At 70.5% G+C, this 14,855-nt stretch carries 16 protein-coding genes and 1 pseudogene; 11 read left to right on the top strand and 6 right to left on the bottom strand.

Going from position 1 to position 14,855, the window contains the following annotated elements; all coding sequences use genetic code 11:
* Positions 1 to 175 precede the first annotated feature (175 nt).
* Positions 176 to 994, top strand: coding sequence for an SAM-dependent methyltransferase (locus IE278_RS01130; RefSeq protein WP_189767775.1), 819 nt, complete (start codon positions 176 to 178; stop codon positions 992 to 994).
* A gap of 85 nt (positions 995 to 1,079) precedes the next feature.
* Here the strand turns inward: IE278_RS01130 and IE278_RS01125 are convergent, their stop codons facing one another.
* Positions 1,080 to 2,000, bottom strand: coding sequence for a helix-turn-helix domain-containing protein (locus IE278_RS01125; RefSeq protein WP_189767772.1), 921 nt, complete (start codon positions 1,998 to 2,000; stop codon positions 1,080 to 1,082).
* A gap of 115 nt (positions 2,001 to 2,115) precedes the next feature.
* The gene (locus IE278_RS01120) at positions 2,116 to 2,343 is read right to left on the bottom strand and encodes a DUF397 domain-containing protein (RefSeq protein WP_189767770.1); all 228 of its coding nucleotides are present in this window, start codon (positions 2,341 to 2,343) and stop codon (positions 2,116 to 2,118) included.
* A 440-nt stretch (positions 2,344 to 2,783) separates the two neighbouring features.
* On the opposite strand from IE278_RS01120, the gene IE278_RS01115 reads away from it, so the two are divergent.
* Positions 2,784 to 3,338, top strand: a complete 555-nt coding sequence (locus IE278_RS01115; RefSeq protein ID WP_189767769.1) for a hypothetical protein — start codon at positions 2,784 to 2,786, stop codon at positions 3,336 to 3,338.
* Between the two features lie 59 nt (positions 3,339 to 3,397).
* Here IE278_RS01115 and IE278_RS01110 read toward each other — a convergent pair whose 3' ends face one another.
* Complete coding sequence (locus tag IE278_RS01110) at positions 3,398 to 3,844, bottom strand: SRPBCC family protein (protein WP_189767767.1); 447 nt, start codon at positions 3,842 to 3,844, stop codon at positions 3,398 to 3,400.
* 299 nt (positions 3,845 to 4,143) lie between these two features.
* Here IE278_RS01110 and IE278_RS01105 point away from each other — a divergent pair, with 299 nt between their 5' ends.
* From IE278_RS01105 to IE278_RS01095, 3 genes are all read left to right on the top strand, one after another.
* Positions 4,144 to 6,549, top strand: coding sequence for a beta-L-arabinofuranosidase domain-containing protein (locus IE278_RS01105; protein WP_189767765.1), 2,406 nt, complete (start codon positions 4,144 to 4,146; stop codon positions 6,547 to 6,549).
* 151 nt (positions 6,550 to 6,700) lie between these two features.
* Positions 6,701 to 7,318: a hypothetical protein gene (locus tag IE278_RS01100; RefSeq protein WP_189767762.1), complete on the top strand. Its 618-nt coding sequence runs from the start codon at positions 6,701 to 6,703 to the stop codon at positions 7,316 to 7,318.
* Positions 7,319 to 7,599: 281 nt separating this feature from the next.
* On the top strand, positions 7,600 to 8,637 hold the full coding sequence (locus IE278_RS01095; protein WP_189767760.1) for a hypothetical protein: 1,038 nt from the start codon (positions 7,600 to 7,602) through the stop codon (positions 8,635 to 8,637).
* A gap of 132 nt (positions 8,638 to 8,769) precedes the next feature.
* On the opposite strand, the gene IE278_RS01090 is transcribed toward IE278_RS01095, so the two are convergent.
* Entirely contained in the window at positions 8,770 to 9,234 is a 465-nt protein-coding gene (locus tag IE278_RS01090) for a MarR family winged helix-turn-helix transcriptional regulator (RefSeq protein ID WP_189767758.1), read from the bottom strand.
* A gap of 130 nt (positions 9,235 to 9,364) precedes the next feature.
* On the opposite strand from IE278_RS01090, the gene IE278_RS01085 reads away from it, so the two are divergent.
* The 5 genes from IE278_RS01085 (at position 9,365) to IE278_RS01065 (ending at position 12,480) form a co-directional block, all read left to right on the top strand.
* On the top strand, positions 9,365 to 9,925 hold the full coding sequence (locus IE278_RS01085) for a quercetin 2,3-dioxygenase (protein ID WP_189767756.1): 561 nt from the start codon (positions 9,365 to 9,367) through the stop codon (positions 9,923 to 9,925).
* Between the two features lie 5 nt (positions 9,926 to 9,930).
* Positions 9,931 to 10,077, top strand: coding sequence for a DUF1427 family protein (locus IE278_RS01080; RefSeq protein WP_189767753.1), 147 nt, complete (start codon positions 9,931 to 9,933; stop codon positions 10,075 to 10,077).
* Entirely contained in the window at positions 10,074 to 10,457 is a 384-nt protein-coding gene (locus IE278_RS42865) for a XapX domain-containing protein (RefSeq protein ID WP_265647253.1), read from the top strand. The genes IE278_RS01080 and IE278_RS42865 overlap by 4 nt, the downstream gene beginning before the upstream one ends.
* Positions 10,444 to 11,460 (top strand): amidohydrolase family protein, encoded by a 1,017-nt coding sequence (locus tag IE278_RS01070; protein ID WP_189767751.1) that lies wholly within the window; start codon positions 10,444 to 10,446, stop codon positions 11,458 to 11,460. The genes IE278_RS42865 and IE278_RS01070 overlap by 14 nt, the downstream gene beginning before the upstream one ends.
* Before the next feature lie 117 nt (positions 11,461 to 11,577).
* Positions 11,578 to 12,480 (top strand): alpha/beta hydrolase, encoded by a 903-nt coding sequence (locus tag IE278_RS01065; protein WP_189767749.1) that lies wholly within the window; start codon positions 11,578 to 11,580, stop codon positions 12,478 to 12,480.
* On the opposite strand, the gene IE278_RS01060 is transcribed toward IE278_RS01065, so the two are convergent.
* A complete protein-coding gene (locus tag IE278_RS01060) occupies positions 12,469 to 13,656 on the bottom strand; it encodes an FAD-dependent monooxygenase (protein WP_189767747.1) in 1,188 nt (395 codons plus the stop codon). The two genes, IE278_RS01065 and IE278_RS01060, sit on opposite strands and share 12 nt — an antisense overlap.
* Positions 13,657 to 13,783: 127 nt before the next feature.
* Between IE278_RS01060 and IE278_RS01055 the strand changes: the two genes are divergently transcribed.
* The gene (locus IE278_RS01055) at positions 13,784 to 14,527 is read left to right on the top strand and encodes a class I SAM-dependent DNA methyltransferase (protein WP_189767745.1); all 744 of its coding nucleotides are present in this window, start codon (positions 13,784 to 13,786) and stop codon (positions 14,525 to 14,527) included.
* Positions 14,528 to 14,587: 60 nt separating this feature from the next.
* Here IE278_RS01055 and IE278_RS01050 read toward each other — a convergent pair.
* A pseudogene (locus IE278_RS01050) lies at positions 14,588 to 14,854 on the bottom strand (sugar phosphate isomerase family); the annotation flags it as partial.
* Position 14,855 lies beyond the last annotated feature (1 nt).

Raw genomic sequence — 14,855 nt, 5'->3', positions numbered from 1 at the left:
CGCGGCGGAACCGGCAGGGGCGGACGGGGCGGGGCAGGCCGGATCGTGTCGGACAGTTGACCGCATCGCCATCCGAAGGGCCGGTTTCGTGACAGGCTGGCCGCCGCGAACGCCAACTCCCTAAGATGTACATCCTGTTACGCATGCAGCTGGTGCCGATCGAGCCGGGGGAACCATGAACACCGACAGGCCGCTCTCCAAGAAGATCGACGCCACTGTTCCGACGGCCGCCCGCATGTACGACCACTATCTGGGCGGCAAGGACAACTACTCGGCGGACCGCGAGGCCTGCGAAGAGCTCGACAAGGTCGTCCCCAGCACCCGGCGGCTTGCCCTCAACAACCGGCGCTTCCTGCAGCGGGTCGTCAGGACACTGGCGACGGACTACGGGATCCGGCAGTTCCTGGACCACGGATCCGGTCTCCCCACCCAGGACAACGTGCACCAGGTCGCCCAGGGCATCGACCCCGACGCACGCGTGGTCTACGTCGACAACGACCCCATGGTGCTCGTGCACGGCCGGGCGCTGCTGGAGCAGAACGACCGCACCGCGGTCATCCACGCGGACCTGCGCAACACCGACGAGATCTTCTCCCACCCCGACACCCGGCGTCTGATCGACTTCTCGCAGCCGGTCGCCGCGCTGTTCAACTCGGTCTTCCACTGCATCCCCGACAGTGACACCGACGGCCCGCAGGCCGTGGTGCGGCGCGTGACCGAGCGGCTCGCACCGGGCAGTTTCATGGTGATCTGCCAGCTGGTCAGCGAGGACGCCGGGGTCCGGGACTTCGTCACCGACTTCATGGACAAGGCGACGCAGGGCCACTGGGGACGCGTACGCCAGGAGAAGGACGTGGCGGCGCTGTTCGACGGCATGGAGATCCTGGAGCCGGGGCTGGTGGAGGTCTCCACCTGGCGCCCCGACAGCGAGGTGGAGACCCGGCAGCTCTCCCAGGAATGGATCGAGTTCGGCGGCCTGGGCCGGCTCCCCTAACGGACCGGGCCGACTCCCTCAGCGGTCCGGGCCGGCTTCCCAGCGGCCCGGGCCGGCCGGCTTCCTCAGCGGTCCGGATCGCCGGTTACTCGGGCCCGTAGCGCTGTTCCATCGTGGTCCGCAGCATCTGCAGGGAGTCGCGAGGCTTCAGGGCCTCGTCGGCCAGCCGGTCGAGCGTGAGCCGGTACTCCTCGGTCTCGTCGCGGTCCTCGAGGAAGTGGGCGCTTCTGATGTGTTCCAGGTAGACGACGTCCGGCAGGTCGAGCCCGCCGAACCGCAGATAGGTGATCGGTATGGCGGGCGCCGAGGCGTTCGTGACGTCCAGAGGCACGATCTGCAGGACCACATGGGGCCGTTGAGCCATCTCGATGAGGTGGGCGAGCTGCTCGCGCATCGCTTCCCGGCTGCCCAGGACACGCAGCAGGACGGACTCGTCGATGATCGCCCACAGCTGCGGGGCGTCCGCGCGGTTCAGCAACTGGGCGCGGCGCATCCGCAGTTCGACCCGACGGTGCACCTCGGCTGCCGGTGCGTTCGGCAGGCCCCGTTCCACCACGGCCCGGGTGTAGGCCGGCGTCTGCAGCAGACCGGGTACGTACTGGATCTCGAAGGTCCGGATGGCGGCGGCCGCTTCCTGGAGGCCCACCAGCCGCTCGAACCACTCGGGCATGAGGCGCTTGTCGTAACGCTGCCACCAGCCGGGTTCGTTGGCCCGGTGCAGCAGCTTGAGGAGCACCGAGGCTTCGTACTCGTCGGTGCCGTACAGCCGTAGCAGTGCGCGTACATCGGCCTCGGTCGGAGGCTTGCGGCCCTTGCCCGACTCGATGCGTGAGAGCTTGGCGCCGCTGAAGCCCAGGGAGCGCGCGGCCTGGTCCTGAGCGAGGCCGGCGTCCTCCCGGAATCCCGAGAGCTGGACGCCGACCAGCATCTTCAGCAGAGTCGGAGCCGGTTCGGACCGCTCCAGATAGGATTCGAGCCGTGCGACGCGCGGCGACTCGGCGACCATCTTCGACTCCCCCGCGATCCGGCACAAGGCACAAGGACGGCAACAGTATCGCACCGGACCGCGCGGCATCCCATCCCCCGTCAGCGGTCACGGAGTTGGGCCGGTGCCCGGCGGCTCACAGCAGATGGTCGAACTCACCGTCCTTGGCTCCCGCGAGGAACGCCGCCAGCTCCGCGGACGTGTAGACGAGCGCGGGCCCCTCGGGATCCCGGGAGTTGCGCACGGCGACGCCCCCGTCGATGCGGGCGACCTCCACGCAGTTCCCCTCCGCATTGCTGTGGCGGCTCTTGGTCCAGCTGACGTCCAGCGAGCTGGCCCGTATCCCGTTCTCCACCTGTGGCACCGCATCTCCTTGCTGTTCCCGTTCCCGCCCCGCACCGCATCGCGCCGAGCCGGCGGCCCTCGACCTAACGTCTTCGGCCAAAGTTCACGCAATTTCGCGTGCAATTGCACACGGCCGTGTTCAGTGTGGATAATAACTGCAGCGCCGACAACCCCAGCCAGGACATCGCGTCCTGACGTCACATCAGGGAGATGACGTGTTGTCACCTGCGCGTCCAGCGCCTCCGTCGCCGCGGCCGACCGCGTCGCCGGCAGGTGGCTGGGGCAGGTTCACCGGACGTCCGGCGCGACCACTTCCGACGGCCGACGGAGCCGCCGTACCGGGAATCGCGGACATCCGTCGACGCCCGGGGCGCGGTACACCCCCGCGGGCCCCGGCTCCGGACGGACCCGCCGCCCTGGCCATCCCACCGATACGACACGCCGGAAAGGCCTTACGCCATGAGTAGCGTTCCGCCGCAGCAGCCGAGGACCGGGCAGCGAGGGCACGAACTGGCCCGGACGGGAAAGTCGTCCACGACACCGCTGACGGCCATGGGCCATGTCCCCTGGGACCAGCTGCGGGACTCCACGGGCCGCGCGACCGCCATTCCCCTGCTCCTGAGCAGTGTCGCCTGGGGTGACGAAAAGACCGCGGCGACAGCACTCAAGGACCTGCGGGAACGCGTCTGCCAGTACGGCTTCGTCGTGGAGCAGGCGACCGCCGCCACGGTCCCCTTCCTCTGGGAGCTCGCACAGCTGCCCCAGGTGACCTGCCGGGCACGGATCCTGCAGTTGCTCAAGAACATCGCCGACACCCGGCAGTGGGAGAGCATCGCGGACGCCTATCCGAAGCTGCTCAACCACCGCGAGAACCCTGCCGCGTGGGAGCGCGCGGCGCGCGAAGCCGTCCATGCCCACCGGGACGCGCTCGACGCGCTGGTGTCGGAGGACGACACGGAGATCGCGCACGCCACGACGGAACTGGCGCGCACGCTGGGCAGACAGCCCTGCTGAACGGGCGGCCGTTCGACCTCAGGCCCCAGGCCCAGGCCCCCGACTACAGGGCTCAGGTCTCAGGAGGACTCCACGGCCCGTTTGATCCGCTGGCCGAAAGCAGGGGCGTCCTTGCGTGCCGCGCCGCCCGCGAGAGGCAGCAGCACCTTGCCGATGCCGTGGCCCTCCAGCACGTTGAAGATACGGACGCGGGTACCGCCGCTCGGCGTCGGCTCCAGGTCGTAACCGCCGTCGGCCGCGGTGACCAGGTTCCGTGACCGCTCGCTCCAGCGGATCCTGCTCGGGGAGACGAGTTCGGTGATCTCGAACTCCCGGCCCGTCTTCATGCCGGCGTCCTTCACCGTGCTGCGAAAGATCGTGCCGACGGCCGTCGGCCCTTCCGGCGTCTTCTCGATCTTCTGCACGCGGGGGCTGAACTTCGGATCGTTCGTGCCGTCGGCGAGGAAGGCGAAGACCTCGTCGATCGGGCGGTCGATGTCGACAGTGGCCTCGAACTGGGTACCCATGGGCTCTCCCGGTGATGGCGGTGGCCGGCGGCAGGAGGTCGGCTCGCCGCCGAGGCCGAAGGTCCACACGTCAGAACAGGCGGGTCAACCATACGCCGCCACGCCCGGCCCCGCAGGCACAACGGGACAGGCATGTCCTTGTCATTTCTCTGGACAGCCGCCGTACGCCGTGCTGTGATGCCGCACACCAAGTTTCCAACGTTGTACAGCCTCTGTTCCGCCGCTCACGGCCGACGGCCGACCGTCCTGCACGGCAGCCGTCGGTGACCACTTCCTCTCCCCCAACAGGAAGCAGTGACATGCCGATCAACAGACGCCATCTGCTGCGCACCGGCTGCCTCGCGCTCGGTGCGGGCGCCCCCCTGATGAACACCGCAGCCGTCGCCGCCGCACCCCGGGTGTCCGCTGCCGGGGCGACCGATGTGGCCGCCGACGCCTTCCTCCGGCTGCGACCGGGCAGCATCGTCCCGCGCGGCTGGCTCGCCGGTCAGCTGCGGCTCCAACTGGACGGACTGTGCGGCCGTCTCACCGAGAAGTCCCACTTCCTGGACTTCGCCACGAGCGGCTGGGTCCACCCGGAGAACAACGCCTGGGAGGAGCTGCCGTACTGGCTGCGCGGTTATGTGCCGCTGGCCGTCGCCACCCGCGACGCCGCCGCGCTGGACCGGTCGCGGCGCTGGATCGACGCGATTCTCGCCACCCAGCAGAGCGACGGCTTCTTCGGACCGCGCGCACTGCGCACCGCGCTCAACGGCGGCCCCGACTTCTGGCCCTTCCTCCCCCTCCTCCAGGCGCTGCGCAGCTTCGAGGAGTTCACCGGTGACACCCGTGTCGTCCCCTTCCTCACCCGGTTCCTGCGGTACATGAACACGCAGGGCAAGGGCGCCTTCGACACCAGCTGGGTGTCGCAGCGGTGGGGTGACTGCATGGACATCGCCCTGTGGCTGTACCGGCGGACGCCCGAGCCCTTCCTCCTCGACCTGGTCGACAAGATGCACATGTGGGGCGCCGACTGGACCGGTGCGCTGCCGAACGCCCACAACGTCAACATCGCGCAGGGTTTCCGCGAACCGGCCCAGTACGCGCAGCGCTCCGGCTCGGCGGAGCACACCCGCGCCAGCTATCGCACGTACACGGAACTGCTGGCCGCGTACGGCCAGTTCGCCGGTGGTGGCTTCGCGGGTGACGAGAACATCCGGCCCGGTTTCGGCGATCCCCGGCAGGGCTTCGAGACCTGCGGCGTCGTCGAGTTCATGGCCAGCCACGAACTGCTCACGCGCGTCACCGGAGACCCGCTGTGGGCCGACCGGTGCGAGGAGCTGGCCTTCAACATGCTGCCCGCGTCCCTGGACCCCGACGGCAGAGCCGTGCACTACGTGACCAGCGCCAACAGTGTCGACCTGGACAACACCCGCAAGACGCAGGGGCAGTTCCAGAACGGCTTCGCCATGCAGTCCTTCCAGCCCGGCATCGACCAGTACCGCTGCTGTCCGCACAACTACGGCATGGGATGGCCCTACTTCGCCGAGGAACTCTGGCTCGGCACCCCGGACGGCGGTCTCGCCGCGGCGATGTACGCGGCCTGCCAGGTCACGACACGGGTGCCCGGGGGCACGAACGTCACCGTCACCGAGACCACCGACTACCCGTTCGGTGAGACGGTCGACTTCGTCGTCACGACACCGCGTTCCGTGCGCTTCCCGCTGCTGCTGCGGATACCCGGCTGGTGCGCGGCGCCCCGGCTCCAGGTCAACGGGAAGAGCGTGCCGGCGCGCGGCGGACCGGCTTTCGTACGGGTGGAACGCACCTGGGCCGACGGCGACCGCGTCTCCCTGCGTCTGCCGCAGCGCACGACCGTGCGCACCTGGTCCGGAAACCGGGACTCGGTCGGCGTCACCCACGGCCCGCTCGCCTACGCGCTGCGCATCGGCGAGCGATACGTCCGCTACGGCGGCGACGCGACCTTCCCCGAGTACGAGGTCCATGCCACGAGCCCCTGGAACTACGGCCTGGTGCCCGGCGGGGCTCTGACGGTGCACCGCGCTTCGGGGCCGGTCGCCGCGAATCCGTTCACCCAGTCGGCCGTTCCCGTGTCGATCACCGCGGAGGCACGCCGTGTCCCGGAGTGGATCGCCGACGACGAGCACGTGGTGGCTCCACTTCAGCAGAGCCCGGCCCGGTCCGCGGGTGCGGTGGAGCGGGTCACGCTGATCCCCATGGGCGCGGCCCGGCTCCGTATCGCGTCCTTTCCGACCGCCTCCCCCGACGGCACGCCCTGGCAGCCCGAGGCCCCGTACCGACGGATCCGCAACAAGCACAGCGGGAAGGTGCTCGCCGTGGACGGCATGTCCACCGGGAACAGCGCCCACGTGGTGCAGTTCGACAACTCGGGGACCGGGGACCATGCCTGGCAGGTCCTGGACCGGGGCGAGGGGTGGTCCCTGATCCGCAACGGCCACAGCGGGAAGGTCCTGGGCGTCGACCTCATGTCCACGCAGAACAGCGCGCACGTCGTCCAGTACGAGGACAACGGCACCGACGACCACCTGTGGGCCTTCGTCGACGCGGGGAGCGGCTGGTTCCTGATCCGCAACAAACACAGCGGCAAGGTCCTGGGAGTGGACGGCATGTCCACCCGGAACAGTGCCCATGTCGTCCAATTCGAGGACAACGGCACCGACGACCACCTGTGGCAGTTCGCCTGACCGGCACCCCGCCGATACCGAGCGGTTCACAAGAGAACCGCTCGGCTCCGCGCGCCGTCTTGATGCTTGACGCGGAACTGCGACGAGAGATGACTCGTGGGGCCGCTGAGGCACATGCATGTTCACAGGAAAGGCAGTTGAAGTGGTGTTAGTGGATCAGAGGGCGAGACGGATCAGCTCGATCACGGGAGCCGCGCTGGCGGCGGTCGTGGCTCTCGGGGGCTGTTCGAGCGACTCCGACTCCGGCTCGGACAAGAAGTCGTCCGCGAGCGGCTCGCCCGCAGCCGAGAAGAAGCCGGACTCGGACGCCTCGGCATCGTCGCCGGCTTCGGCCGCCGACCAGTCCACGGCCGAGGGAGCTGTCGCCGCATGGGTCGCCGCGGTCATCAAGCAGCAGCCCAAGGAGGCCTGCCTGGTGATGGCGGAACCGGCCGACGGTTCGACGCCCGCCAAGGTCGGCAGTGAGGAGACCTGCGGCGACGGCGCAACCGACCGGAAGCAGATCGACGCGACCGTCGAACAGCTCGGTGAGTCGTTCACCCCCGAGCCGCCCCCCGCGGACCCGAAGGTGGAGGTCGCCGAGGTTCCGGCCACCGGCGACACCGTCGAGTTCCCGGCCGACAAGATCAGCGTCGACGGGCAGACCCTCGACAAGATCGTGCTGTCCCACTCCACCGGAGTGACGGCGGACCAGCTGAACATCAAGATCCAGTCCAGCAGGATCGAGGACTCCTGGTACGTGACGAACCTCGACCTCGACATCGGCTAGGACCCGTCCGGCCGATCGTTCGGCTGTCCGTCCGTTCGGCCGAGCGGGTCACCGGGGAGCGGGTGACCGGGTGACCGCCTCATGTCCGCGCCCCTCAGGACGGACATGAGGCGGTCATGTCCCACGGATGGATCGACGGACGGATGGATGGACGGGTGAGCGGCGGGGGCCGTGCGGCCGGGCCCCCGCGCCGGGTTCCGTGCGAGCCGGTCCACGACTACGCGATGGCCGATGCGGGAAGGTCGCTTCTGCAGAACTGCCCTTCGGAGAAGGAGCACAGGATGCACAACCGGCCCGAAGACATCCCGGCACAGCCCGAACCGCAGGCGTCACCCGCACCCGACTCCACGGCTACGACCGGCTCACCCACCGCCCCCGGCTCCACCGCCCCGCCGGCGGACCAGCTCTCACCCGCGCCCCAGTCGCAGACGGACGCACAGGCGCAGACGCAGACACCGGCATCGGCACCGGCACCGGCACCGGCACCGGCACCGGCACACCAGTCACAGGCGCAACATCCGCCGTCCTCGCCACCCTCGCCGCCCAGACCCGAGCCCCCGATGCTCCCGTACCAGAGCACACAGCCGACGGGCAGCTACGGGTACGGGCCCCCTCCCGCCTATCCGCCGGCCCACCCGTACCCGTACGGGCAGCCGCCGGGGTCTCCCCCGCCGCCCGGCGGCAAGGGCACCGCGGGGCGCGCGGTGCTGTGGGCGGCGGTGGGCGCGGTCGTCGCCTCGACCCTGTGGGCCGGCGGGCTCTTCCTCCTCGGTCCGCTCGACGGCGATCCGGATCTGGCGGGCTACCGGGCCAGGGCCAATCTCTGCTCCTCGGTCGACTACGACTCGCTCAGAACCGAGTACACCGAGGAGGACGACGCCCCCACGCACAACGCGCTCAAGCACAAGGCCATCGACCAGAGCTACTGCAGCATCTCGCTGAAGAAGTCCTCGGCCTCCTCCTACTCGGACGCCTACCTCTCCGTACAGATGGATCTCCACAAGGAGACCGACCCCTCCGCCGAGTTCACCGCGCTGTGGTCCGAGTACGCCCAGCGTTACGACGACTACGAGGTGGCGAAGGTGTCCGGTTTCGGTGACGAGGCCTATCTGGTGACCGAGGACACCACGTCCGGTTCGGGGGTCGGCGGCAGCCGGGCGGTGATTCTGGCGGTGCGCGACGGCTGGATGACGTACCAGATGAGCTGGAACGTCTACACGACCTCCTACGAGACGACGTCACCGCCCGAGATAGGCGAGGTCTCGCGGTGGGTGAAGGCCGACACCCGGTCGACACTGGAGAATCTGCGCTCCGACTGACCGACTGACCGACCGAACGGGGTGCGGCCTTGCAGGCGCCGGGCCGGCTCGTCCTGCGCTGCCGACAGGGCCACGACCGAGTCGGCAGCCCCGCGGGACCCCCGTCCAGGTCCCTGACTACCGAGTCGTGTCCTACGAACCCGGTACGCCCGCCGACTTGATCCGCAGCGTGGGCGGGTCGCCCCGCGGTGCCTCCAGCGCGGCGCGCAGGGAGTCCACGGAACCCCGGCCGATGCGCAGCGCGAGTTCGTCCTCGAGTGCCGCCAGGACGGAGATGGCTTCGAGGTGCGCCGCCGCGCCCTCGCCGGTGCGGCGGATCAGCCGCCGACGCGCGGACGAGGGATCAGGGACCTGTTCGAGCAGTCCCATGCCGATGAGGCTGTGCACGGCCTGATGCGCGGTCTGCCGGGTGACCCCCATGCGCCGGGCCAGCTCGGAGACCGTGGTGCCCTTCTCGTCCAGCGCCGCGAACAGCTGTGCCTGTGTCGGGGAGATGGGCGCCATCCCCGCCTGCTCCAGCGTCGCCACCAGCGCCTCGTCGAACCAGCGGCGGGCGTCGAGGAGCAGCTGCGGGAGGGGAGTGCCAACGGACTTCATGGGTTCCTCAAGAAAGACGCACAGGGGATCCGAGCTTAGGTCGGGGGATTGCCACGCAGCCAATCCCTATGTCAGGCTACCTGACATAGGGATTCGTCCACGTCCTCCGTGAGCCACCCCGGGAGAGAACATGACCGCTGAATTCGCCACCCGCCACCGCTCCGTCTCACGCATCCCCTCGGATCCGGGCAAGCCGTACTTCATCGAGAAGGGCATGGGTGACCGCGCCCACCTGTTCGGCGACCTGTTCACCATCTACGCGGGCGGTGAGCAGACCGAGAACACGTTCAACTTCTTCACCGCCGAGGGCCCCAAGGGCGACATCATCCCGGCCCACTCGCACCCGGACACCTACGAGGTCTTCTACATCACCGACGGCGCGGTACGTCTGTTCGTCGAGGACACCGCGGGCGAGCAGTACGAGAAGCTGCTGACCTCCGGCGACTTCGGCTTCGTACCCAAGAACTGCCCGCACGCCTACCGCGTCGAGCGGCACCACAGCCGCATCGTCGGAGTGGCGGCCGGCCCCGGCGGCACCTTCGAGCGGTTCTTCGAGAACCTGGGCACGCCCACGGAGGAACTCGGTCTGCCGCAGCGGCCCTTCGTGCCCGAGGGGCACAAGTTCGGCTCCGTCCCCCAGCAGTACGACGTGCGCTTCCTGCCCGACCACCAGTGGCGCACCCAGGGATGAGCGGCATGCCCTACCTCAAGGCGCTCGCGGCCGGGCTGCTCGTCGGCGCTCTCTACGCGGTCATGTGGGTCAGGTCCCCCGCGCCGCCCCCGATCGCACTGTTCGGCCTGCTGGGCATGCTGCTCGGCCAGGCCCTCCTGGCGGCGCTGTGAACGCCCCGGAGTCCGTCCCGGAGACGACTGCGACGGCTGCGACAGCTGCGACGACAGGCCCGAGTACCGGCCCGAGATCCGGCCCGGGGTCCGGCCCGAGAATCGTCCGAGCCGGACAGTTCACGCGGCACGCCGCCCTCGCCCTCGTCGCCGGGGCCCTCATGGGCGCCGTCTACTGGGCCCTGTCCGTCCCCTCCCCCGCGCCTCCGCTGCTCGGTCTGACCGGGCTCGCGGGCATCGTCGCGGGCGAGCGGATCGTCACCGCGGTCCGCAACCGGCCCTCCCGCCGCCGTCCGGCGCCCTCCGAGGCCGACAGCCCCGGCCCCGGCTCCGCGCCCTCGTCCGCCACCTCCCAGGAGCCCCCTCATGACCGCCCCTGAAGCTCCGCGCCTCATCGACGTGCACGCCCACTTCGTCACCGAGTCCTATGTCCGCCGGGCCAGGGCCGCCGGACACGAGCTGCCCGACGGCATGCCCGGCTGGCCCACCTGGTCGCCCGCCGCCCATCTGGACCTGATGGACCGCTGCGGTATCGGCACGGCGATGCTGTCGCTCTCCTCCCCCGGGGTGCACTTCGGCGACGACGCCGCGGCCAGGCGCCTGGCGCGCGAGGTCAACGAGGAGAGCGCGGCCGTGGTCCGCGAACACCCGGGCCGCTTCGGCCTGTTCGCCTCACTGCCCCTGCCCGACGTCGACGGGGCTCTCGAAGAGATCGCGTACGCCTTCGACACCCTCGGAGCCGACGGGGTGGTCCTGGAGACCAACACCCATGGTGTCTATCTCGGTGACGCGGGGCTGGAGCCGGTCTTCGCCGAACTCGCCCGGCGCGACGCCGTGGTCTTCCTCCACCCCACCTCTCCGGTGTGCTGGGAGCAGTCCGCGCTCGGACGGCCGCGCCCCATGGTGGAGTTCGTCTTCGACACCGCGCGGACCGTCACGGACCTGCTGTTCGCGGGCACCCTCGAACGCCACCCCGACCTGAAGGTCGTCGTCCCCCACTGCGGCGGCGCCCTGCCCGTGCTCGCGGACCGCGTCAACGGCTTCATGAAGCTGTTCATGCCCGACGACCAGGGCGTGCCCGACGCCCTCGCGCAACTGCGCCGCCTGTACTACGACCTCGCCGGCACCCCGTTCCCCCGCCAGGTCCCCGCGCTCCTGAGCCTGGTCGAGCCCGACCGGCTGCTGTACGGGAGCGACTACTGCTGGACCCCGCCGGCCGCCGCCGAGGCGCACGTCGCCTCGGTCGACGCGGCCCCGGTCCCGATCCCCGTCCCGGTCCCGGGTTCGGCTTCGGTGCCGGGTTCGGCTTCGGGTGAAGGCGTCACCTGGCGCTCCCTGACCACGGCCAACGCGGAGCGGCTGCTGCCCCGCCTCGCCCGCTGAAGTCCCGTACACGGAAGCCCTGTTCACCGCAGGCCCGTTCACCGAAGCCCCGCCCACCGAACGCCCACCGAACGCGCACCGAGCCGCCGCTCCCGGCCGCGGATCCCGGAGGAACCCATGTCCCTGGCACCCGACCTCGCCGCACTCCTCGCCCCGCCCGACCCGGCCGGGCTGCCCCTGCCGCCCGCGGCGCTGCCCGCCCCCGGCGTACGGCTGCTGCGTGGCGTCCCCTATCTGGTGCCCGACGGCCACCGCCCCCTGGAACTGGACCTGTGGCTCCCCGAGGAGCCCGAGGGGCCGCTCCCGGTCATCGTCTTCGTCCACGGCGGCGCCTGGCGCACCGGCCTGCGTGGTGACCTGGGCCCCGCGTTCCGCTCCTGGCAGCCCGGCCCGTTCGCCCGCCTCGCCCAGGCGGGATTCGCCGTCGCCTGCCCCGCCTACCGGCTCAGCGGCGAGGCCGTGCATCCGGCCCAGGTCGACGACCTGTCCGCCGCGCTGGCCTGGCTGCACGGGCGGGCCGGTGAACTCGGCCTGGACTCCGCCCGAACCGTCCTGTGGGGCGAGTCCGCGGGCGGGCACCTGGCCGCCCTGCTCGCTCTCACCTCCGGCAGCCGCGGCCCCTCGGTCCCACCCGTGACGGGCTGTGTCACCTGGTACGCCCCCACCGATCTCCTCGCACTCGCCGAGGACCCGGCTGACGGGCACACCTTCGAGGCGATGCTGGTCGGAGGGGCTCCGGCCGACATGCCCGACCGCACCCGGGACGCCAGCCCCCTCCACCACGTCACCGGCGACGCGCCGCCGTTCCTCGTCCTGCACGGCACCGAGGACCACATCATCCCCAGCGACCAGGGCATACGGCTGGCCGCCGCTCTGCGGCAGGCCGGAGTACCGGCCGACCTGCGGCTGATCGACGGAGCCGATCACCTCTGGTACGGCCTTCCCGACGCCGAGGTCGAGCGGTGCTTCGCCCTCTCGCTGGACTTCAGCCGGGACCGTACCGCCCGTTCATCCCGCTGACCGGGACGGCCGGGCGGCGTCCCTCCAGCCGGCCGACTGCGGCATGAACCTGTTGCGGGCCGCGTGGGCCGCCATCCGGGCGTTGCGGGTCCGGGCCTCGGGGCCGTCCGGCAGGTGGAACTCGTCGCCCGCCCGCGCGGCCCCGGCCTGCACGCTCGTGGCGGTCGCCAGCCGTCGGCGTACGTACCGGTCGAGTGCGCCCGGCACCTCGGCCGGCGTGGCGTCGGTGAGTACGTCACCGAGCACAGCCGCGTCCATGATCGCCTGGGCCGCGCCCTGGGCCAGGAACGGCACCATCGCGTGGGCGCTGTCGCCCAGCAGGGTCACCCGTCCGACGTTCCACCGCTCCAGCGGGGCTCGTGTGTAGATGCCGTAGCGGAACACCTGCCCGGCGCGTTCCAGGACGCGGAGCACCCGGGGGTCCCAGCCCGCGAACTCACCCAGCTGCTCCCCGGGTTCGGCTCGCGCGGTCCACGACTCCTGCGTCTGCTGCGCCTCGTCCGCCGTGTACACGGCCACCATGTTGAGCAGTTCCCCACGACGTACCCAGTAGTGGACGAAGTGGCGGCTCGGTCCCATCCAGACGGCGAGTTCCGGCAGGTCCAGATCGGCCACCCGGTCGGCCGGCAGCAGGGCCCGGTAGGCGGCGGTCCTCGAGAAGAGTGCCTTGTCCGCGCCGAAGAGCCACTGGCGGGCCGCGGACCGTATGCCGTCGGCCGCCACGACCAGATCCGCGCTCAGTCGCTCGCCGCTCGCCGTGGTGACATGGGCGGCCGTGTCGTCCTGGTCGATCCCGACGACCGTGGTGTCCAGGCGCACCGAAGCGGACGGCACTCCGGCCGCCAGTGCCTCGCGCAGATCGGCGCGGTGGAGGAGGAGGTAGGGCGCCCCGAACTCGTCCTCGACCTCGCGTCCCAGCCGGTAGCGGCAGACGTCGGTCCCGTCGGACCAGGTACGGAAGCACATCTCGGAGGGGCGGTACGCCCGCGCGGCGACCTCGTCCAGCAGGCCGAACCGCCGCAGTACGCGGGTGGCGTTGGGCGCGAGCTGGATACCGGCGCCGATCTCGGTGAACCGCGGTGTCTGCTCGACCAGCGTCACCTCATGGCCGGACCGGCGCAGGCTCAGCGTTGCCGCCAGTCCGCCGATGCCCGCACCCACGACAATCGCCTTCACGCCAGACCCCCGCCTCGGCCCACTCGTCCACGACGTTCGGAGCACCCCCATTCAAGCGCCGGCCGGCTGCCCGTCATAGAGAGAAAACCGTTGGACAACACATCGGCCGGCGGCGACCGTTGACGGAATGCAGCAGGCAGAGATCTGGGACGCCGCCACCGCGCGGCGCTACGACACGCCCGGCACCGGCATGTTCGCGCCCGAGACGCTGGGGCCGACCGTGGACCGTCTCGCCGACCTCGCGGGGGAAGGGGCCGCGCTGGAGTTCGCCATCGGCACCGGCCGGGTGGCCGTCCCGCTCGCCGGACGAGGCGTCCCCGTCACCGGCATCGAACTGTCACCGCCGATGGTGGAGCAACTGCGCGCCAAGGCCGACGAGGCGACGATCCCCGTGGTCGTCGGAGACATGGCGACGACCGCCGCCCCGGGCGAGTACAGCCTGGTCTATCTCGTGTACAACACGATCTCGAACCTCCTCACGCAGGCCGAGCAGGTGGAGTGTTTCCGCAATGCCGCCCGCCATCTCATTCCCGGTGGGCGGTTCGTGGTCGAGCTCTGGGTGCCTGAGTTGCGCAAGCTCCCGCCGGGCCAGGAGGCCATGGTCTGGCGGTCCGACCCCGACTACATCGGTCTGGACACGTACGACGTCCTGCGCCAGCACGTCGTCTCGCACCACTTCCGGTTCGACGAGACCGAGCGGGCGCGGCTGTTCCGCAGCCCGCACCGATACATCTGGCCGGCCGAACTCGACCTCATGGCCCAACTCGCCGGTCTCGACCTGGAGTCCAGGCACGCCGACTGGGACGGCACGGCCTTCACCGCCGACTCACGCTCCCACGTCTCCGTCTACCGGCTTCCGCCGTCCCGGTGACCACCAACCGTCGCCCGGGGGATGTCACTGTTGAGGCTTCACCAGATGCAGTGCGGTTCCGGAGGTGCCCGTGCACTCCATGGCCGTCTGCTTGACCTCCACCTTGAGGTCGGAGGGAGTGGTCACCCCGTGCAGGAGGTCCCATGAGCTGGTGCTGATGAAGGCCATGTCCAGGGCGAGTTGCCGCAGGACGGTCGCGGTGAGGCGGCCGACGCCGGACCGGTCGGCGGACTCCACCCTCCCGCCGACATGGATGAGGTCGAGGTGGGGAGCGGCGGCCATCAGCTGGTCCACGGTGGTGAAGTCGTTGGTGACGACGGTCAGCGCA

The organism is Streptomyces tauricus (assembly GCF_014650955.1).
Classification (GTDB): Bacteria; Actinomycetota; Actinomycetes; order Streptomycetales; family Streptomycetaceae; genus Streptomyces; species Streptomyces tauricus.
This window is presented reverse-complemented; position numbering and strand designations above follow the sequence as displayed.

Coding starts and splice junctions, on each gene's coding strand:
- IE278_RS01110 (WP_189767767.1), bottom strand. CDS start 3,844: ATGGGTACCCAGTTCGAGGCCACTGTCGACATCGACCGCCCGATCGAC.
- IE278_RS01085 (WP_189767756.1), top strand. CDS start 9,365: ATGACCGCTGAATTCGCCACCCGCCACCGCTCCGTCTCACGCATCCCC.
- IE278_RS01095 (WP_189767760.1), top strand. CDS start 7,600: ATGCACAACCGGCCCGAAGACATCCCGGCACAGCCCGAACCGCAGGCG.
- IE278_RS01090 (WP_189767758.1), bottom strand. CDS start 9,234: ATGAAGTCCGTTGGCACTCCCCTCCCGCAGCTGCTCCTCGACGCCCGC.
- IE278_RS01115 (WP_189767769.1), top strand. CDS start 2,784: ATGAGTAGCGTTCCGCCGCAGCAGCCGAGGACCGGGCAGCGAGGGCAC.
- IE278_RS01130 (WP_189767775.1), top strand. CDS start 176: ATGAACACCGACAGGCCGCTCTCCAAGAAGATCGACGCCACTGTTCCG.
- IE278_RS01125 (WP_189767772.1), bottom strand. CDS start 2,000: ATGGTCGCCGAGTCGCCGCGCGTCGCACGGCTCGAATCCTATCTGGAG.
- IE278_RS01070 (WP_189767751.1), top strand. CDS start 10,444: ATGACCGCCCCTGAAGCTCCGCGCCTCATCGACGTGCACGCCCACTTC.
- IE278_RS01055 (WP_189767745.1), top strand. CDS start 13,784: ATGCAGCAGGCAGAGATCTGGGACGCCGCCACCGCGCGGCGCTACGAC.
- IE278_RS01065 (WP_189767749.1), top strand. CDS start 11,578: ATGTCCCTGGCACCCGACCTCGCCGCACTCCTCGCCCCGCCCGACCCG.
- IE278_RS01080 (WP_189767753.1), top strand. CDS start 9,931: ATGCCCTACCTCAAGGCGCTCGCGGCCGGGCTGCTCGTCGGCGCTCTC.
- IE278_RS01105 (WP_189767765.1), top strand. CDS start 4,144: ATGCCGATCAACAGACGCCATCTGCTGCGCACCGGCTGCCTCGCGCTC.